This is a genomic window from Hansschlegelia quercus, from assembly GCF_004310425.1.
Classification (GTDB): domain Bacteria; phylum Pseudomonadota; class Alphaproteobacteria; order Rhizobiales; family Methylopilaceae; genus Methylopila; species Methylopila quercus.
This window is the reverse complement of the sequence record NZ_SIUB01000007.1, coordinates 35,781-54,530: the sequence shown is the minus strand read 5'-3', so window position 1 is coordinate 54,530 and position 18,750 is coordinate 35,781. Positions and strand designations below refer to the sequence as shown.

20 protein-coding genes are annotated in these 18,750 nt (G+C 68.2%); 8 read left to right on the top strand and 12 right to left on the bottom strand.

What is annotated here, in order from left to right; translation table 11 throughout:
• Positions 1-58: 58 nt before the first annotated feature.
• Positions 59-259: a DUF1192 domain-containing protein gene (locus EYR15_RS13655; RefSeq protein WP_131004117.1), complete on the bottom strand. Its 201-nt coding sequence runs from the start codon at positions 257-259 to the stop codon at positions 59-61.
• 205 nt (positions 260-464) lie between these two features.
• Between EYR15_RS13655 and EYR15_RS13650 the strand changes: the two genes are divergently transcribed.
• On the top strand, positions 465-1,157 hold the full coding sequence (locus EYR15_RS13650; protein ID WP_131004116.1) for a DUF1013 domain-containing protein: 693 nt from the start codon (positions 465-467) through the stop codon (positions 1,155-1,157).
• A 123-nt stretch (positions 1,158-1,280) separates the two neighbouring features.
• Here EYR15_RS13650 and EYR15_RS13645 read toward each other — a convergent pair whose 3' ends face one another.
• The gene (locus EYR15_RS13645) at positions 1,281-3,179 is read right to left on the bottom strand and encodes a propionyl-CoA synthetase (RefSeq protein ID WP_131004115.1); all 1,899 of its coding nucleotides are present in this window, start codon (positions 3,177-3,179) and stop codon (positions 1,281-1,283) included.
• A 170-nt stretch (positions 3,180-3,349) separates the two neighbouring features.
• Between EYR15_RS13645 and EYR15_RS13640 the strand changes: the two genes are divergently transcribed.
• The 3 genes from EYR15_RS13640 to amaB all read left to right on the top strand — a co-directional run bounded on the left by EYR15_RS13640 (position 3,350) and on the right by amaB (position 6,796).
• Positions 3,350-4,069 (top strand): EAL domain-containing protein, encoded by a 720-nt coding sequence (locus tag EYR15_RS13640; RefSeq protein WP_131004114.1) that lies wholly within the window; start codon positions 3,350-3,352, stop codon positions 4,067-4,069.
• A 293-nt stretch (positions 4,070-4,362) separates the two neighbouring features.
• The gene (locus tag EYR15_RS13635; protein WP_245498324.1) at positions 4,363-5,241 is read left to right on the top strand and encodes a DUF1206 domain-containing protein; all 879 of its coding nucleotides are present in this window, start codon (positions 4,363-4,365) and stop codon (positions 5,239-5,241) included.
• 40 nt (positions 5,242-5,281) lie between these two features.
• The gene (amaB, locus tag EYR15_RS13630) at positions 5,282-6,796 is read left to right on the top strand and encodes an L-piperidine-6-carboxylate dehydrogenase (RefSeq protein WP_131004113.1); all 1,515 of its coding nucleotides are present in this window, start codon (positions 5,282-5,284) and stop codon (positions 6,794-6,796) included.
• A 3-nt stretch (positions 6,797-6,799) separates the two neighbouring features.
• On the opposite strand, the gene EYR15_RS13625 is transcribed toward amaB, so the two are convergent.
• The 6 genes from EYR15_RS13625 to EYR15_RS13600 form a co-directional block, all read right to left on the bottom strand.
• Positions 6,800-7,252, bottom strand: coding sequence for an NfeD family protein (locus EYR15_RS13625; protein ID WP_205741653.1), 453 nt, complete (start codon positions 7,250-7,252; stop codon positions 6,800-6,802).
• A 4-nt stretch (positions 7,253-7,256) separates the two neighbouring features.
• Positions 7,257-8,237 (bottom strand): SPFH domain-containing protein, encoded by a 981-nt coding sequence (locus EYR15_RS13620; RefSeq protein WP_131004112.1) that lies wholly within the window; start codon positions 8,235-8,237, stop codon positions 7,257-7,259.
• A 130-nt stretch (positions 8,238-8,367) separates the two neighbouring features.
• Entirely contained in the window at positions 8,368-9,426 is a 1,059-nt protein-coding gene (gene hemH / locus EYR15_RS13615) for a ferrochelatase (RefSeq protein WP_131004111.1), read from the bottom strand.
• A 176-nt stretch (positions 9,427-9,602) separates the two neighbouring features.
• A complete protein-coding gene (locus EYR15_RS13610; RefSeq protein WP_131004110.1) occupies positions 9,603-10,298 on the bottom strand; it encodes a DUF1045 domain-containing protein in 696 nt (231 codons plus the stop codon).
• On the bottom strand, positions 10,295-11,437 hold the full coding sequence (locus tag EYR15_RS13605) for an alpha-D-ribose 1-methylphosphonate 5-triphosphate diphosphatase (protein ID WP_131004109.1): 1,143 nt from the start codon (positions 11,435-11,437) through the stop codon (positions 10,295-10,297). Before EYR15_RS13605 ends, EYR15_RS13610 begins: the two co-directional genes overlap by 4 nt.
• A gap of 2 nt (positions 11,438-11,439) precedes the next feature.
• Entirely contained in the window at positions 11,440-13,032 is a 1,593-nt protein-coding gene (locus EYR15_RS13600) for a gamma-glutamyltransferase family protein (protein ID WP_131004108.1), read from the bottom strand.
• Positions 13,033-13,158: 126 nt separating this feature from the next.
• Between EYR15_RS13600 and EYR15_RS13595 the strand changes: the two genes are divergently transcribed.
• On the top strand, positions 13,159-13,395 hold the full coding sequence (locus tag EYR15_RS13595; RefSeq protein WP_131004107.1) for a hypothetical protein: 237 nt from the start codon (positions 13,159-13,161) through the stop codon (positions 13,393-13,395).
• A gap of 6 nt (positions 13,396-13,401) precedes the next feature.
• Here the strand turns inward: EYR15_RS13595 and cobT are convergent, their stop codons facing one another.
• Positions 13,402-14,451, bottom strand: a complete 1,050-nt coding sequence (gene cobT, locus EYR15_RS13590) for a nicotinate-nucleotide--dimethylbenzimidazole phosphoribosyltransferase (RefSeq protein WP_131004106.1) — start codon at positions 14,449-14,451, stop codon at positions 13,402-13,404.
• Positions 14,452-14,608: 157 nt separating this feature from the next.
• Between cobT and cobS the strand changes: the two genes are divergently transcribed.
• From cobS to EYR15_RS13575, 3 genes are read left to right on the top strand one after another with little or no spacing between them, the layout of a single operon-like run.
• A complete protein-coding gene (gene cobS, locus EYR15_RS13585) occupies positions 14,609-15,397 on the top strand; it encodes an adenosylcobinamide-GDP ribazoletransferase (protein ID WP_131004105.1) in 789 nt (262 codons plus the stop codon).
• A 57-nt stretch (positions 15,398-15,454) separates the two neighbouring features.
• Complete coding sequence (locus tag EYR15_RS13580) at positions 15,455-15,655, top strand: DUF1289 domain-containing protein (protein ID WP_131004104.1); 201 nt, start codon at positions 15,455-15,457, stop codon at positions 15,653-15,655.
• Entirely contained in the window at positions 15,652-15,939 is a 288-nt protein-coding gene (locus EYR15_RS13575; RefSeq protein ID WP_131004103.1) for a hypothetical protein, read from the top strand. Before EYR15_RS13580 ends, EYR15_RS13575 begins: the two co-directional genes overlap by 4 nt.
• A 13-nt stretch (positions 15,940-15,952) precedes the next feature.
• Here the strand turns inward: EYR15_RS13575 and EYR15_RS13570 are convergent, their stop codons facing one another.
• From EYR15_RS13570 to EYR15_RS13560, 3 genes are all read right to left on the bottom strand, one after another.
• Positions 15,953-16,795: a sulfite exporter TauE/SafE family protein gene (locus EYR15_RS13570; RefSeq protein ID WP_131004102.1), complete on the bottom strand. Its 843-nt coding sequence runs from the start codon at positions 16,793-16,795 to the stop codon at positions 15,953-15,955.
• Positions 16,792-17,805 (bottom strand): tRNA dihydrouridine(20/20a) synthase DusA, encoded by a 1,014-nt coding sequence (dusA, locus tag EYR15_RS13565; RefSeq protein ID WP_131004101.1) that lies wholly within the window; start codon positions 17,803-17,805, stop codon positions 16,792-16,794. Before dusA ends, EYR15_RS13570 begins: the two co-directional genes overlap by 4 nt.
• Before the next feature lie 84 nt (positions 17,806-17,889).
• Positions 17,890-18,699, bottom strand: a complete 810-nt coding sequence (locus tag EYR15_RS13560; protein WP_131004100.1) for a transglutaminase-like domain-containing protein — start codon at positions 18,697-18,699, stop codon at positions 17,890-17,892.
• Positions 18,700-18,750 lie beyond the last annotated feature (51 nt).

Sequence of the window (18,750 nt, the reverse complement as noted above, 5' to 3'; positions counted from 1 at the left end):
GACCGGAAAGGTTAATCACTGGTAAACACTCGCTCATATCGCTCCGTTTCGACCGCGTTCAGCGTTTGAAAAGCAGATCGGCGGCGCCTCGGTGGGCCGACTTGGCCTCGATCTCGCGGTTCAACCGCGCGACCTCGGCCTGAAGCGCCTCGACCCGCCCACGCAACTCGTCAACCGACAGCGCGGAGAGATCCTGCCCGACCTTGTGCGCGACCTCTCGCGTAAGCTTGAGCGGCTGTTCGTCGTCGAATGCCGTCATCGCCGTTCCTCCATGGCTCGTTCCAAGCGTGCCGCGGCGGGACGAGGACCCGTAAGACCCATCGCCCGTCCTGATGCGGGACGGGTTGCGCGGGAGGTTTGCGCCCGGCGGCATGCGGCGTTATAGCTCTCGACATCCCGTCATCGAGATTTCGGTCCAGGGCTCCGCCGGAAAACGGCGGCCGGAGCGAGAGGAGTCGTATCCCATGTCTAACGCGCCGCTGATGCCGAAAGCGACCGCGGTCTGGCTCGTCGAGAACACCTCGCTGTCGTTCGCGCAGGTCGCCGATTTCTGCAAACTGCATGAGCTCGAGGTCAAAGCCATCGCCGACGGCGAGGCCGACCAGGGCATCCGCGGCCTCGACCCGATCACGTCCGGACAGATCACCCGCGAGGAGATCGAGAAGGGCCAGAGCAACGAGAACTACCAGCTCAAGCTTGCCGTCTCGAAGGTGCGCCTGCCGCCTGTGAAGCCCCGCAAGGGCCCGCGCTATACGCCTGTGTCGCGCCGCCAGGACCGGCCGAATGCGATCCTCTGGCTGGTCCGCAACCATCCCGAGCTCAAGGATAGCCAGATCATGCGTCTCGTCGGCACGACGAAGACCACGATCGCCGCGATCCGCGACCGCACGCACTGGAACGCGCAGAACCTGACGCCCGCCGACCCCGTGACGCTCGGCCTCTGCACGCAGATCGATCTCGACCTCGAAGTCTCGAAGGCCGCCAAGGCGAACCCCGACGCCGTTCTCCACAAGGAAGAGGTCGAGGACACGCTGCTGCCGACCGAGGTCACCACGGGCGATTCCTCAGACGCCGAACTCGACGTCGACAGCGTCTTCGCCAAGCTGAAGCAGCTCAAGCGCGACGACACGGACGACGAGGACGACGACCGGCGCTAAGGCGCGCGCGACGTAGATTGTCATCCCGGCCAAGCGTCAGCGCAGAGCCGGGATCGTCCTCGGAACGTCGCTCATCCTGACGACGGTCCCGGATCGCGGTCTTGGCCCGCGTCCGGGTGACGGCTACGTCGTCCCCCGCCCCTTCAGCGCCTCGCCGATTTCGTCGAGCACGGCCGCATCCTCGATCGTCGCGGGCATGGTCCAGTCCTCGCCGTCGGCGATCTTCTGGATCGTGCCGCGCAGGATCTTGCCGGAGCGGGTCTTGGGCAGGCGCGCGACGGTCAGCGTCTCGCGGAAGGCGGCGACTGGGCCGATGCGGTCGCGCACCAACGCCACGATCTCGCGGCCAATCTCGGCGCCGTCGCGCGAGACGCCCGACTTCAGCACCACAAAGCCGACCGGGGTCTGCCCTTTCAGCGCGTCGGCGACGCCGACCACCGCGCATTCAGCGACGTCCGGATGGGCGGCGATCGCCTCCTCCATGCCGCCGGTCGAGAGGCGGTGGCCGGCGACGTTGATGATGTCGTCGGTGCGGGCCATGAAGAAGACGTAGCCGTCCTCGTCGATGAAGCCGGCGTCGGAGGTCTGGTAGAAGCCTGGGAAACCGTCGAGGTAGCTCTTCCGGAACCGCGCCTCATCGTTCCAAAGGGTCGGCAGGCAGCCCGGCGGAAGCGGCAGCCGGATGACGATGTTACCGAGCATTCCGACTGGCGTTTCATGGCCGGCATCGTCCAGCACGCGCACGTCGTAGCCTGGCATCGGCACTGTCGGCGAACCCGGCTTGAACGGCAGCGCGCCGAGACCCACCGGGTTCGCGACGATCGGCCAGCCGGTCTCGGTCTGCCAGCAATTGTCGATGACCGGGACCTTCAGCAGGTCCGCCGCCCATTGGATCGTCGCGGGGTCGGCGCGCTCGCCGGCGAGATAGAGCGCGCGAAAATGCGAGAGGTCGCGGCCGGCGAGCTTGTCGCCCTTCGAATCCTCCTTCTTCACCGCGCGGATCGCGGTCGGCGCTGTGAACAGGGCGACCGCCTTGTGCTCCTCCATCACCCTCCAGAGCGCGCCGGCGTCCGGCGTCGCGACCGGCTTGCCCTCGTAGAGGATGGTGGTCGCGCCGATCAGCAGCGGCGCATAGACGATGTAGGAATGGCCGACGACCCAGCCGATGTCGGAAGCGCAGAAGAAGGTCTCGCCCGGCTTCACGCCGTAGACTGCGCCCATGGTCCAGGCGAGCGCGACGAGGTAGCCGCCGGTGTCGCGCACCACGCCCTTGGGCGCGCCCGTGGTGCCGGAGGTATAGAGGATGTAGAGCGGATCGGTCGCCTCCATCTCGGCGCACGGCGCGCTGCGTCCGTCCGCGGCCAGGACCAGCGAAGCCCAGTCGTGGTCGCGGCCGGGCGTCATCTCCGCTTCGAGCTCCGGCCGCTGCAGCAGAATGACGGCGTCCGGCGCGTGGCTCGCCATCGCCATGGCCTGGTCGAGCAGCGGCTTGTAGGCGACCTTGCGCGTCGGCTCAATGCCGCACGAGGCGGTGAGGATCACCTTCGGCCGGGCGTCGTCGATGCGCTTGGCGAGTTCGTTCGCCGCGAAGCCGCCGAACACCACGGAATGGATCGCGCCCAACCGGGCGGACGCCAGCATGCCGATCACGGCCTCCGGGACCATCGGCATGTAGATCACGACGCGGTCGCCCCTCCCTACCCCCAAATCGCTCAGGATCGCGGCGAAGCGCGCAACCTCCCGGAGCAGCTCTTCGTAGCTGTAGGTCCTCTTCACGCCCGTGACGGGGCTGTCGTAGATCAGCGCCGCCTGCTCCCCCCGACCGCCGGCGACATGACGGTCAAGCAGATTGGCGCAAGCGTTCAGCGCGCCGTCGGAAAACCAGCGGCCATAGACGCCCAGCGCCGGGTCGAACGCCGTCTCCGGCTTTTTCGTCCAGTCGATGGCCTCGGCGGCGTCGAGCCAGAAGTGTTTGGGATCGGTCAGCGAGAATTGATAGGTCGAATGATAATCCGCGATCATGGTTCTCTTCGTCGTCTCGCGCTTAACCGGGCGGCAATCTTGGCGGCGCCAGACTAGGGTTTACCCCCGCGCCCCCAGAGGATGCCATGACGCTCGGGAACGAATCTCTCAATCTATTGGCCGACGCCGGATGCCCCGGCTGCCGTGTTCCCTTCGTGATGGAGCTGACGATGGCGTTTCAGCCCATCGTCGACATCTCTGACGGCTCCGTCTTCGCTTATGAAGCGCTCGTGCGCGGGCTGGACGGGTCGGGCGCGGGCTCCGTCATCTCCCAGGTCACCCCGGATAACCGCTTCGCCTTCGACCAGCTCTGTCGCCGGCGCGGCGTCGAGCTCGCCGCCAAGCTTGGAATCACGTCGCGCGTCAGCATCAACTTCATGCCGAATGCGGTCTACCAGCCGGCGCTCTGCCTCGGCACCACGCTCGCCGCAGCCCGGCGCCACGATTTTCCCATCGAGCGCATCATGTTCGAGGTGACCGAAGGCGAGCAAATCGAAGATCGGCCGCATCTCACCAACGTGCTCAACGAGTATAAGCGGCAAGGCTTCACGACCGCGATCGACGATTTCGGCGCCGGGCATTCCGGGCTCAACCTGCTGGCCGAGTTCGTGCCGGACGTCATCAAGCTCGACATGGAGCTGATCCGTGGGATCGACCACGACCGGGTGCGGCAATCGATCGTCGTGAATTGCGTGCGGCTTGCGCGCGACCTGAAGATCCGCCTGATCGCCGAGGGCATCGAGACGGAAGCCGAATTCCTCATGCTGAAGGGGCTCGGCGTGAAGCTGATGCAGGGCTACCTGCTCGCCAAGCCCGCCTTCGAGGCGCTTCCGCAAATTACGTTTCCGGCCGTCGCGGAAGCTGCGCCGCGCCGTCGCCGGGCCGCCTGAGGCGTCTAAGTCTCTCGCCTGAGGCGTCGAAGTCGCCGCCTGGAATGACGGAGGGCCGCCCTTGCGGACGGCCCTCCCATTGCAGATCACGGTCCTTTACGGACGTTGGACCTGTCGCCTTTTCAGGCGCGAACCTCGCTGGAAGCAAGGATCCAGGCCGCATCCGCGGATCGCGTAAGGCTGCAAAGAGACACTGGATCACCTCCTTTCGGTTGTTGACGACATCCAAAACATGGGGCGGTTTTTTGCGGCGCGCAATAGCGGAGCGCACTGGCCTCGAAGCGGCGGCTTGAATGCCGACTGCAGCGCCCGATGATCGCTTCATGAAGCTGTCCGCCATCGGCCTTGAACATCTCGCCCGCGCCGGGCTCGCCGCTCGCGGCGCCGTCTATCTCATGGTCGGCGGCCTTGCGGTGCTGGCGGCCGTCGGTTCCGGGGGCGGGGTGGGCGGCGGCGGAAGCGCGTTGCGGAGCCTGCTCGGACATCCGCTCGGCGCCCTGCCGCTCGCCGCGATCGGGCTCGGCCTCGTCGCGTTCTCCGCCTGGCGGCTGACCAACGCGGCCTTTGACGGCGACCGGCACGGCGCTTCGCCCAAGGGGCTCGGGACACGCGCGGTCCATGTGCTGTCGGGAATCGTGAACGGCGGCCTGGCGGTCACCGCCTTCAGTCTCGCTTTCGGCGTCGGGCGCAGGGGCGGAGACAATGACGCGGCGCAGGATTGGACGGCGTGGCTGCTGACGCAGCCTTTCGGCCGCTGGCTCGTCGCGATCGTGGGAGCGGGAATTGTCGGCGCCGGCCTGTTTCACTTCTGGAAGGTCTGGCGCGGCGACATGCTGAAGCGGCTGTCGGTTCCGCCCGAGCGCCGTCACCTCGCGCTGACGCTCGGGCGCATCGGCTACGCCGCCCGCGGCCTCACCTTCCTGATCATCGGCGGTTTTCTGCTCATCGCCGCGCTGCACAGTGATTCTTCGGAAGCCAGGGGCCTCGGCGGCGCTCTTGAGGCGCTGCGCGAACAGCCGGTCGGCTGGGCGCTCCTCGCCGTCGTCGCGGCGGGCCTCGCGGCTTTCGGGGCCTTCGGTTTTGCGCAAGCCCGCTGGCGCCGCATCGAAGCCCTCGACCTCGGCGACGCCCGGCAGACGATCGACGCGCTGGCGCGGCGCGCGAGCGCCTGAACGCTTTTTCCTTCGTCGGGCGGCTTGCTATGGATGGCGCATGACGCAGCCACCGCCCGTAGTTGAAGTCCGCGCCTTGCTCGAAGCCTTGGGCGTTCCCGCAGAACGCTTCACCGGTGGAGACTTGGAGTCGCGCTCTCCGATCGACGGCGCCCTGATCGGGACGGTCGCGTCGAATACGCGGGGCGACGTCGCAGAAGCCGTTGAGGCTGCGCATGACGCCTTCGTTGCATGGCGCTCGATCCCCGCGCCGCGCCGCGGCGAACTCGTTCGTTTGTTTGGCGAAGAGCTGCGACGGGCGAAGGCCGAGCTCGGCCGGCTGGTTGCGATCGAAACCGGAAAGATCGTCTCCGAAGGTCTCGGCGAGGTGCAGGAGATGATCGATGTCTGCGACTTCGCGGTCGGCCTCTCGCGCCAGCTTTACGGCCTGACGATTGCGAGCGAACGCCCGGAACACCGCATGATGGAGATCTGGCGGCCGCTTGGCGTGGTCGGAATCATCTCCGCCTTCAACTTCCCCGTCGCGGTCTGGGCGTGGAACGCCGCGCTCGCTTTGGTCTGCGGCAATGCGGTGGTTTGGAAGCCATCCGAGAAGACCCCGCTGACCGCGCTCGCCGTTCAGGCGCTTTTCGAGACAGCCGCCGCAAGGGTTCCGGAAGCGCCGCGAAAATTGTCCCAGATCATCGTCGGCAGCGCCGAAATCGGCGAGGCGCTGGTCGACAATCCGCTTGTTCCGCTGGTGTCGGCGACCGGCTCCACGGCGATGGGTCGGGCGGTCGGAGCCCGCCTCGCCCGCCGTTTCGCTCGGGCCTTGCTTGAGCTCGGAGGCAACAACGCCGCGATCGTCTGCCCAACCGCGGATATCGACCTGACGCTGCGCGCCGTCGCCTTTTCGGCCATGGGCACCGCGGGACAGCGTTGCACGACGCTGCGGCGCCTGTTCGTGCACGACGCCGTCTACAACGAACTGATCCCGCGCCTGAAAGTGGCCTACACCAATGTCGCGATCGGCGATCCGCGACACGAAGCGACCCTGATCGGCCCGTTGATCGACGGCGACGCCTTTCAGGCGATGCAGGAAGCCCTCGACGAGGCTCGCGCGCTGGGCTGGCCTGTCCATGGCGGGGCGCGCGTTCCGGGCGTTGCGGGCGGCTTCTACGTACGCCCCGCGCTGGTGGAGGCATCCGCACAGTCCGGCCCGATGATCCGCGAGACCTTTGCGCCGATCCTTTATGTCGTCCGCTTCTCCGAGCTCGACGCGGCAATCGAATTGAACAACGCGGTCGCGCAGGGGCTGTCCTCATCGATCTTCACCAACGACCTGCGCGAGGCGGAGCTGTTCCTCTCCGAGCGCGGTTCGGATTGCGGTATCGCAAACGTCAATATCGGCTCGTCCGGCGCCGAGATCGGCGGCGCTTTTGGTGGCGAGAAAGAGACCGGCGGTGGTCGTGAGTCCGGGTCGGATTCGTGGAAGGCCTATATGCGGCGCGCCACCAACACCGTGAACTACGGGCGCGCGCTGCCGCTGGCGCAAGGCGTGAAGTTCGACATCTAGCGGCTAGGCCTCAGCCGCGACCTGCAGCGTCGATCCGTCTGCGGCAACGACGCGCACGCGTGCGCCTGCCATCAAATCCGGCCCTGTCATACGCCAAACCGTATCGTCGACGCGCAGCCGTCCTTCGCCGTTGACGATCGGCGCGTCGAGCACGAACACCCTGCCGATATGTCGCTCGGCCCGTCGGTTCAGCATCGGGCGGTCGCTTGTCGCGGCGTTGTCGGGCCGCCCGATGCGCCACCACAGCACCGCCGCCGCGAGCGCTAAGACGGCGAAGCCGACCACCTCGACCTGCCAGCCGGGATCGAACAGCAGCGCTACGAGCCCGACAATGATGGCCGCGATGCCAAGCCAGAGCAGCACCGTGCCCGGCGCGACGAGCTCCACGCCGAGCAGAACGAGGCCGAAGACGAACCAGCGCCAAGGACCGAGCGCGACAAGCAAGCTTTCGATCATCGCGTCACGCCAAGCCGGATTCCGGCGGCGACGCCTGCGTCGAAGGCACGGAGCCGCGAGGGCGCTGGGCGGTCTGTCGAGGGGCGGCGGCCGGCGCGCCCGAGCCGAAGCTGTCGCGGGCGATCTCGGCGATGCCGCCGAGCGAGCCCAGAAGCGCCGTCGCCTCATAGGGCAGCACGAAGGTCTTCTGGTTGGGCGAGGCCGCCATGGCCTTCAGCGCGTCGACGTATTTCTGCGCGATGAAATAGTTCAGCGCCGCCGTGTCGCCCTTGGCGACGGCGTCGCTGACCAGCGCCGTCGCCGTCGCTTCGGCCTGGGCCGAACGTTCGCGCGCCTCGGCGTCGCGGAACGCGGCTTCCTTGCGCCCCTCGGCTTCAAGGATCTGCGCCTGCTTGGCGCCTTCGGCGACGAGGATCGACGCCCGCTTCTCCCGCTCGGCCTTCATCTGCCGGCCCATCGCGGTGACGATGTCGGTCGGCGGCGTGATGTCCTTGATCTCGATGCGCGTGACCTTCACGCCCCAGGGCCCCGCCGCCGCGTCGACGACGTGGAGCAGGCGCGTATTGATCTCGTCGCGCTGGCTCAGCATGTGGTCGAGGTCCATCGAGCCCAGGACCGAGCGGATGTTGGTCATCGTCAGCGCTAGGATGGCGCGCTGGAGGTCCGTCACCTCGTAGGACGCTTGCGCCGCGTCCACGACCTGGAAGAAGGCGACGCCGTCGACTTGCACGATGGCGTTGTCTTTGCTGATGACGTCCTGCCGCGGAATCTCGAGGACCTGCTCCATCACGTTGATGCGCCTGCCGATCTGGTCGATGAACGGCACGATCAGCGTCAGCCCTGGATGAAGCGTGCGTGTGTATTTCTGGAAGCGCTCGACAGTGAAATTATAGCCCTGCGGCACCGTCTTCACGCCGGCGAAAATCACGAAGATGATTAGCAAGGCGACGACGATCGCGGCGATGTCGAAGCCGGAAAGCGGCATGGAAATGGTCCTTTGAGCGCAGGTCAGCGACCGGCATCAGGCCCGAGCAAGAGAGCAATGGCAAGACGGACCAAAGCGTCACCCGACGGGCAGATCCGGCGAGCGGGGACGATGCTTTATGCCTTCGTCCTCAAATCCAGCCCATCAGTTCCCGCCGCACGACATGCTCGATTACGCGCATGCCCTCTTCGGAATCGTTGAGGCAGGGGATAGCCGCGAAGTTCTCGCCGCCATTGTGGTGGAAGATCTCGGCGTTCTCGCCGGCGATCTCCTCCAGCGTCTCCAAGCAGTCCGCGGTGAAGCCAGGCATGCAGACCGCGAGGTTCTTCACGCCCTCCTTCGCGAGCGCCTCCACCGTCTTGTCGGTGTAAGGCTGCAGCCATTCCTCCGGCCCGAAGCGGGACTGGAAGGTGATCCGGAAACGAGTTTTGTCGAGGCCGAGCGCCTCGCGCATCAGCCGCGCCGTCTTCTGGCACTGGCAGTGATAAGGGTCGCCCTTGGCGAGATAGGACTGCGGCACGCCGTGGAACGAAGCGAGGATGACCTCCGGCTCGAAGGCGAGCTTGGCGAGCTCCTTCTTCATCGATCCCGTGACCGCCTCGATATAGACCGGGTCGTCGGCCCAGGGCGGCGCGACACGCAGCACGGGCTGCCAGCGCATGGTTTTTAGCGCGTCGAACGCCTTGTCGCAGACGGTCGCCGAGGTCGCCGCGGCGTATTGCGGATAGAGCGGCACCAGAAGCAGCCGGTCGCAGCCTTCTTTCTGAAGCGCGTCTATCCGTGAGGCCATCGACGGGTTGCCGTAGCGCATCGCCCAATCGACGACGAGGTTCGGCGCGGCGGAGGCGAGCGACGCCGCGAGCTTCTCGGACTGGCTGCGCGTGATGGTGCGGAGCGGGCTCTCGTCGCGCTCCTTGTTCCAGATCGAGGCGTAATCCTTGCCCTTCCGGCCGGGCCGCGTGGTCAGGATGATGCCGTTCAGCAGCGGCCACCAGATGATCCGCGGCGTTTCGATCACCCGGCGGTCGGAAAGGAACTCCTTGAGGTAGCGCCGCATCGACCAATAGTCGGTGCCGTCCGGCGTGCCGAGATTAACCAGCAGCACGCCTATCTTGCCCGTCTTCACGCGGGGATGATCGACGGGCAGTCGGACGGCGCGGCTGTCGCCGGACGGGAAAGGCGCGTTCATTAGAAGCTCTCTGGTTACGGAGGCGTAGATAGGCCTCGCCGCCGCCGGTGTCACGGCGACCGCCTCTGCTACGCGCGAGAGGCGTGGTAGGATTGCGGAGGAAACGTCGCCCCCCACGAAGCGGTGGCGAACCCGGCTCAAGCGATATAGCGCGGACGAGTTCGCCGGCGCGGCTCTCAGCCCCCGAATACGAAGCGGTCGACGATCCTGAAGCCGTCGGCCGCGCGCTCCTCGACATAGAGCGTCACCGCGTCGACCGTGGTCGCGATCGGCGCCGCGCGCTCGGCGTAGAGCGGGGCCAGCCCTTCCGCCGCCATCCGCGCTTGGTCAGGGGCGAGCGGTCCGGTCAGCGTCATATGAAAGCGGAAATCCTCGAAGACGTGAGGATAGCCCCAGCGCTCCAGAGCCGCGCGCTGGCGGTCGTCGAGCGGAGCCTTCAGACGGCGGGCGAACTCTTCGTCGGTCAGCGGCGCGCGCAGCGGCTCAAACGCCTCCACGCAGCCGGCGCCAAGCGCCTCCAGCTCCCGCGAGCGCTCCACCGGCGTCAGCGCGACAAATCCCTCGATGGTCGAGATCGTCAGTTGGGGCAGTGGAAAGCGCTTGCGGCCGCGCGCGAAGACCCGGCCTGCCGAGACGAGGTCGTCCTCGGTCGCGCCGTTCGCGAGCCGGAACGGCGCCTTCAGCGTGGCGTGGAAGCCGTAGCGGCGGGGCTGGGCGGTAATTGCCGTCCATTCCTCCTGCGTAAAGCCTTCCGGCGCCATCGGCGGACGGCGCGCGCCGGTAGCGGCGTCATAGCCGAGGACGGCCGAGCCGAACGCCCAGAGCGGGCTTTCGGGAGCGGGCGCGTAATAGATCGCGTAGCGCGGCGTCATAGCGCCGACCGCCCTGCGACCGTGAGCCCCCGCACGATCGGCGTCCCGTCGCCGAGGAAGCGGACGCGGACGAGATCGGCTCTCAGGCCCGCCGCAAGCCTTCCGCGGTCGTCCATGCCGAGCATTGCCGCCGGACGCGCGGTGACGAGCGCGAAGGCGCGCTCGAGCGCGAGGCCCGCAACTGTCGTCAGCGTCTTGACGGCCTGCAGCAGGCTCGCCGGCACATAATCCGACGACAGGCAGTCGAGCACGCCTTCTCGCGCGAGCTCCGCGATCGCGACGCCGCCGGAATGCGAGCCGCCGCGCACCACGTTCGGCGCGCCGCCCACTGTGGAAAGGCCGGCCGCATGGGCCGCGCGCGCGGCCTCGAGCGTGGTCGGGAACTCGGAAATCGCGCAGCCCTCCCCCGCGGCTTCCGCAACATGATCAAGAGTGGTGTCGTCGTGGCTCGCGATCGGCAGCCCGCGCTCGCGGAACAGTTTCACCGCGAGCGGGCGATTGACCGCCGCCGCGTCAGCGCCGTTGCGCATCCGCTTGGCGAGCAGCGCGTCGGCGTCCGCCGCCGAAAGCCCCTCGCCCGACATGAAGCGCTTGAGATGCGCGACGTCGCGCCATTGCCGCTGGCCCGGCGTGTGGTCCATCAGCGAAGCGAGCGCGATCAGCGGCCGGTCAACATGCGGCGCGACGTCCTCGGGAAACTGCGGGTCGCTCAGCTCGCAGCGAAGATGCAGCCGGTGGTCGATGCGAAAAACGTTCTGCGCGACGCCGGCCTCGATCGCCGCGACCATGTCGTGGAAGATCGCGCGGCGATAATCGTTGTCGGCGTCGTAGCCTCCCGCGCAGACGGCGTCGCACACCGTCGTGACGCCAGCCGCCGCCATCTGCACGTCATGCACGAGCGCCGCCGCCAATGGGTTCGGCCAGATGACGCCCGGCCGCGGCACAAAATGCTTTTCGAGATTGTCGGTGTGGACCTCGATCAGGCCGGCGGCGACGACGTCCCCCTCGCAGTCGATCGCGCCAGCTGCGTGCGAGCGTCCTGCTACGATCTCGCGGATGACGCCGCCCTCATGGGTCAGCGTGCCGTCGAGGACCCGGTCCTCCAGCACGAGACGGGCGTTGGTGAGGATCGTCTCCATACTCAGACGCCGAGCGCCCCTCCGTCCGAGCGCGGATCGTGTGCGCCCTCGATCCGCCCGCGCGCGTCGCGGACGATGATGCCGGCATGGCCGGCCTCGTCCGTGAAGTCTTCGCCGAACGAGGACAGCTCGTGCCCCATCGAGGCCAGACGGTCGAGCGTCTCGGGATCGAACCGCGTCTCGTATTTCAGCGAGGCGTCGTCCTCGCCCCATGAGCGGCCGAGGCGCACGCGGGGGGCCGTTACCGCCTGCTCGACGTCCTGGCCGAGCCAGAGGTAGCGCGACAGCACCATCGCCTGCGTCTGCGGCTGGCCTTCCCCGCCCATCGTGCCGTAGGCGATGACCCGCCCGTCATCCATCACCGCGATCGGCGGGTTCAGCGTGTGGAACGGCTGGCGGCCGGGCGCGAGCGGATTGGCGTCCGCGGGATCGAGCGAAAAGGCGGCCCCCCGGTTCTGGAACAGCACGCCGGTCGAGGGCGAAATGCAGCCGGAGCCGTATTCCCAGAAGATGCTCTGGATGTAGCTGACCGCCCTGCCCTCGGCGTCGATCGCGCCCATCCACACAGTGTCGCCCTCGTCGAAGGCCGGCGCCGGGAAGGAAGCCGCCCGAGAGCGGTCGACCGACGCAGCCTCCCGGTCCAGCCGCTCCGGCGTCAGCCAGCGCTGCGGGTCCGCGCCCATGCGGTCGTAATCCACGCAAGCGCGGTCGCGGATCGCGAAGGCGCGCTTGGTCGCCTCGACGAGGACGTGGAGATAGTCCGGCCCCTGGTCGTCCTTGATCCCCAGCCTCTCCATCACGCCGAGGATGATGAGCGAGGCGAGCCCCTGGGTCGGCGGCGGGGCGTTATGCAGCACCCCGCCGCGGATCGTCATCCTGAGCGGCGGGAGCAATCTGGCGCGATGAGAGGAGAAATCGTCCCGCGAAACGGGCGCGCCGATGCGGTCGAGATCGGAAGCGAGCTCGCGCGAGATGTCGCCGTCGTAGAAATCGCCGAGCCCCGCCCGGACGAGATGCTCCAGCGTGTCCGCAAGCCTAGTCTGGACGAGCGGGTCGCCTGCGGCGAGCATCTTGCCGTCCCGCATGAAGGTCTCGGCGAAGCCCGGCGCGGTGACGATCTCGTCGAACAGTTTCGGAACGGTGCGCCCCTGACAGGCAGAAACGGAGAAGCCTTCGCGCGCGTGAGCGATCGCGCGGCCAAGCAGCATGTCGAGCGGCAGCCGCCCGCCCGCGCGCTCGGCCAGCTCCAGCGCCAGCCGCCAGCCGTTGATCGCGCCGGGGACGGTGAGCGCCGAGAGCGGGCCGCGTGCGGGGATCGCGTCGTAGCCGCGGTCGCGGTAGAAAGCCGGCGTCGCGCGCGAGCCCGCGCGGCAGCACGCCTCGATATAGCGCACCTCGCCCGAGGGCTCGCGCACCAGCCAGAAGCCGTCGCCGCCGATGGCGTTCATGTGGGGGTAGACGACCGCGATGGTCGCGGCCATCGCGATCATCGCCTCATAGGCGTTGCCGCCTTCGGCGAGAATCGCGCGTCCGCTTTCCGCTGCGATAGCGTGCGGGGCGGCGACGACGCCACGATCTGAGACGGCTGCTGACATCGATACCCCTCGACGGCCTGACAGGGCGCCAAGGCGTATAGCCGGGGGCCTCTCACGGCAACCCGGCTCGACTGCGGCGAGCGCCGTGTTAAAAGAGCGCCGTCGAACGCCGGAGCCTGACGTCCCATGTCGCAGCAATCGCCCATCGCCCGCGCAGCCACGCTCGGCGGCGCGACCGTGCTGATCGCGATGCAGACCATCGCGGCCTCCGTGGCCGGCGGCTGGGCGATCGCGGGCTTCCTCGGCCTTGGCGATTACGGCGCCTATGCGCTCGAAGCCGCGGGCCTCGTCGTCGGCATCTGGGCCGTGACGAAGTTCGTCCGTTCCGCGATCAAGAACGACCCGGCGCGCCGGACCGCCTGAGACGGCTCATCCCTTTCCGGAGACGGCCGCCTCCGCGAAAGTCGCCATGCCGGTATGGCAGGCGACGGCCGCCTTGATGGTCGCGACCGCGAGCGCTCCGCCGGAGCCTTCGCCGAGCCGCATGTCGAGCTTGAGTATCGGAGCGAGCTCCAGCCGCTTGAGCAGCCGCTTATGCGCGGCCTCGGCAGATTGGTGGCCGGCGATGCAGTGCGCAAGCGCGCTGGCGTCGAGGGCGTGGAGGACCGCCGCCGCGGCGGTGGCGACGAAACCATCGATCACGACAGGCACGCGCTCCAGCCGCGCCGCGAGAATCGCGCCGCAGATCGCCGCTAGTTCGCGGCCGCCGACGCGGCGTAGCGCCTCTAGCGGATCGTCCAGCGCCGCGCCGTGGTGGGCGAGCGCGGCCTCGACAGTCTCGACCTTGCGGGCGATTCCCTCGTCATCGACGCCCGTGCCGCGGCCGACCCAGTCGGCCGCTTCGCCGCCGAACAAGGCCGCCGAAAGCGTCGAGGCCACCGTCGTGTTGCCGATGCCCATCTCGCCCACGACCAGCAGGTCGATCCCGCCGGCGATCGCCTCCATGCCATAGGCCATGGTCGCCGCGCATTCCTGCTCGCTCATCGCGTCGCCGGACGTGAAGTCAGGCGTAGGATGGTCGCTCGCGAGATCGAAGACCTTGAGGCCGATGTCGAAGGCGGAGCAAATCTGGTTGATCGCGGCGTGGCCCGCGCCGAAGGCGTCGAGCATCTGTCGGGTGACGGAAGCCGGATAGGCCGAGACGCCGCGCGCCGCGATGCCGTGGCTGCCGGCGAAGATCGCGACCAGCGGGCGGGCCACGGTCGGGGTCGGCTTGCGCTGCCAGCCCGCGAGCCATTCGGTGATCTCTTCCAGACGGCCCAGTGCGCCCGCCGGCTTCACGAGCTGCGCTTCACGGGCCCGGACCGCCGCGACCGCCGCTTCGTCCGGCCCGCCGATCCGCGTGAGAAGCGCCCGAATGTCGTCGAAGGGCAGGCCCGAGTTGCTCGGCGCGGGGACGGCCTTGGGCGTCTGCGTCATGACGGTCTCGTGACGTTGCGAAGGACATGGGGCTTAGCGGAAGGGCGCCCGACCGCCAAGGGCCTTACGTCGGGCGGAACGGCGCCTGAATTGAGCTTGGCATGCTACATCCCCCTGCCTGCCCGGTCTTCGCCAGGCGGCGTGCTCGAGACCCGCGATGAGCGACGAACGAACCGACCCGGCATCGCCATCACGCCCGTTTGATGCGGTCGGCGATGCGCTGCGCTTCTTTACGCGACTGCCGGTCCCGGCGAGCTGGGGCTCGCGCGATCCCGCGCGGATCTTCGACGGCGTGGCCGCGATGGCGCCGCTGGCCGGACTGGTCATCGGCTGCGGCTCGGCTGCGATCCTGCTCGTGACGCTCGCGCTCGGTCTGCCGCCGCTCGGCGCGGCGGCGATCGCCACGGCTGTCGGGGTCGCCCTCTCCGGCGCGTTGCACCAGGACGGACTGGCGGACGTCGCCGACGGGTTTGGCGGCGGCAAGACGCTGGAGCGGAAGCTCGCGATCATGCGCGACAGCGGGATAGGGGCCTATGGCGCGAGCGCGCTGACGCTTGCGCTCGTCGCGCGGGTCGGCCTTGTCGCCGGCATTGCGGAGAAGGCGGGCATGGGTCCTGCGGCGCTCAGCGTGATTGCGGCGGCCACTCTCGCGCGGCCGTTGGCGCTGTTCCCCACCCAGCTTCTGCCGCCGGCGAGGGTCGACGGCGCGGGAGCGGCGGCCCGGCCAAAGGCGCTTTCGGTCTCCATCGGCGTCGCGCTCGGCGCGCTCGCCGCTCTTGCCCTCGGCCAGTTCGCCGGCGCCGCGGCGATCGTGGTCGCGCTTGCCGCAGCCGCGGCCGTGAGCGCGCTCGCCCGCCGACAGATCGGCGGCTACACCGGCGACGTCTGCGGCGCTTGCGCCGAGATCGCCGAGATCGCGGCGCTGGCGGCGCTCGCCGCGGGCTGATCGATCACACGAATTGGCGCCTTGCGCGGGCGCCCGGCCTGCCTCAAGCATCGCGTCATGCTCGACCGCCGCCCGATCAAGTCGCCCTGCATCTCCGTCTGCGTCATGGATCCCGGCACGGGCTGGTGCGAGGGCTGCTTCCGCACGATTGCCGAGATTGGCGCCTGGGCGCGCATGTCGCATGACGACCGCGACCGTGTGATGGCCGATCTCCCCGCCCGTCGAAAGCTCTTCAAGGCTCGCGAGGCCGCGCAATGAACAAGCGCGGCGTGTCGCAGATCCTGGTCGCGGTGGTGCTCGCCGCGATGGTGACCTTCATCGTCGCCGATCTCGCGGGCGGCTGGGGCTCCTTTCCGGACGCGCGCTGGGCGTCGCTGATCGCGGCGCTCTGCCTCGCCATATGGATCGGCCCCGGATTGCTGCGCCGCTACAGCGGGAACGCCGGCGGCGCATTGAAGGCCATTGTCATCTGGCTCGCCATCGCCTGCGTGGCCGCGCTCGGCTACGCCTGGTTCGGCGACAATTTCCGCGGGACCTACTGACCGCAGAAGTCGCTCAGGTCAGGATGTCCTGCACGAACCGGGCTGAGACCAGCGCCAGGAAGATCCCGAAGGCGATCGTCAGCTTGCGTTTGGAGAGACCGTGCGCGATCCGCACGCCGATCGGCGCGCACAGCACAGAGACGGGTGCCATGAGCGCCACTCCGATCAGCGAGACGAAGCCGAGCGAGAGCGGCGGCAGCGCCGCCATATGCGGCCAGCCCGCGGCGACATAGGCGAGCGCCGCGGGGATCGAGATCAGGGCGCCCAGGCCCGCGGACGTGCCGATCGCCTTGTGGATCGGTCGCCCATAGAGCGTCAGGAACAGGGTGCCGAGCGTGCCGCCGCCGATCCCGATCAGCGCCGAGAGCACCGCGATCACGAACCCCCATAGGCCGATGACGGCGCGGCTCGGCAGTTCATTCGCCAGCCGCCGATCCTCGCGACCGAAGATCAGGTTGGCGGACATCGCCGCCGCGAAGACAGCGAAGACCCACTTGAGCGTGTCTGAGGTCACATAGCCGGCGACGCCAGCGCCCAGAACCGCGCCCGCCATGACGGGCACGATCCAGGCTTTCAGCGCAACTTCGTCGACCGAGCCGCGGGCTTGGTGCGACCGGAACGAGCGGATCGAAGTCGGGATGATGATCGCGAGCGAAGTGCCGACGGCGAGTTGCATCTCGACGTCGTCGCGAACGCCGATGTGGTCGAAGAGCTCGGCCAGCACCGGCACGATCACAGCCCCGCCGCCGACGCCGAACAGCCCGGCCAGCACGCCGGTCACCACGCCCGCCGCGAGCAGCGCGAGAGCGAGTTCGACGATTTCGCTGAGCGGCGTCGCGCCGAGAAGACCGGTCACGCGGCTTCACGCTCGCCCGGGCGCTCCCGGACGAGGTCGAGCGCGCGGCTGAGCAGAGCGAGATCGGCGCCGGCTTTGGGGCCTTCCTCGCTCAGAAGCCGGCGGAAGGCGCGCGCGCCAGGCTGGCCTGGGAACAGGCCCATCATGTGGCGGGTGAAGTTCGAGAGACGACCGCCTTTCGCCAGATGCGCCTCGATCGCGGGAAAAAGGCTCTCCACCGCTTCGCGGGCGCTGGCATACCGTGGAGTCCCGCGAAAGACGGCCTCGTCGACGCCGAGCAGCAGTTCCGGATTTTGGTAGGCGGCGCGGCCGAGCATGACGCCGTCGAGCTTCACGCCGTCGCGGGGCTCGAGCAGCGCGAGCGCCTCGTCCAGCGAGCCGATCCCGCCATTGATCGAGATCGGCACTTGAGGAAACCGCGCCTTCAGCCGAAACACGCGGCCGTAATCGAGCGGCGGCACATCGCGATTTTCCTTCGGACTCAATCCTTTCAGCCACGCCTTGCGGGCATGCACGATGAGCGCGTCGCAGCCAGCGGCGACAACCGCGTCAGCCAAAGCGTCGAGCGCCTCCTCGGGGTCCTGCTCGTCGATGCCGATGCGGCATTTCACGGTGACGGGGATCGTCACCGCCGCTTTCATCGCTGCCACGCACTCGGCGACGCGCGCAGGCTCCGCCATCAGGCACGCGCCGAACCGGCCGTCCTGCACGCGACCCGAAGGGCAGCCGACGTTGAGGTTGACCTCGTCATAGCCGAAGCCTTCCGCGATGGACGCGGCCTCGGCGAGCTCCGCCGGCTCCGACCCGCCGAGCTGCAGCGCGACCGGATGTTCTTCGGCCGAGAAGCCGAGCAGCCGCTCGCGCGGCCCGAACCGCACGGCGCCGGTCGTCACCATCTCGGTGTAGAGCAGCGCCCGGCCCGTCAGCGCGCGATGAAATAGCCGGCAGTTCCGGTCGGTCCAGTCCATCATCGGCGCGATGGAAAAGCGGTGCGCGGAGAGCGTGTTCAAAGATGCGTGTCCGTTAAGGCACGCTCTTATAAGCGCGGGCGCGCGCTCGAACAAAGCGCCACGACTGCGCGACCTGTCACCAGGCTATTCGGTGACCTCGTCCGTCCACACGTTGAAGGTCTTCAGGAAGCTCGGTCCGAACACGTTGGTGAGCGCGACGTCGGCGGCGTCCCGCCCGCGGCCCATCACGATGCGGCCGATGCGCGGCTTGTTGTGTCGGGCGTCGAACGTATACCAGCGGCCTCCGAGATAGACTTCCATCCAGGCCGAGAAATCCATCGGCGCGGGATCCTTTGGCACGCCGATGTCGCCGAGATAGCCGGTGGCGTAGCGCGCCGGAATGTTCATGCAGCGGCAGAGCGTGACGGCGAGATGCGCAAAATCGCGGCAGACGCCCTGGCCTTCCTCATGGGCCTCATAGGCCGATTTCGTGGCGCGGGCGAAGCCGTAGCCGAAGCGGATGTGATGGTGGACGTAGTCCACGATCGCCTGAACGCGGCCCCAGCCGGGCGCGACGCCGCCGAACAGGCTCCAGGCAAGGCCGCTCAACCGGTCAGTCTCGCAGTACCGGCTGCCCAGGAGATAGACGAGCGTGTCGTCGGGGAGGTTCTCGGCGGGAATCTGGATGGCGTCGGGAGCGTAGACATCGGGTTCGCCGCTATCGGCGACGACGGCGTCCGCCCGCAACGTAAAATCGCCGGCCGGCGCCGTCATCCGGCTGCACAGATTCCCGAAGCCGTCGGTGTAGACGGAGATCGGCGCATATGGAGAAGCCGAGATGATGTCGGAGGTGAGCAGGTCCTTTTCACGGCTCGGATGCACGTTCAGCATCGCAAGCATCGGGGTGGGCTGCTGGAAGGTATGGGTGATCTCAAACCCGACGCGGATCTTCATGGCCGGCCCCGCATGACGGACAATGCGGCGACGTATGCGAGGAGCATCATG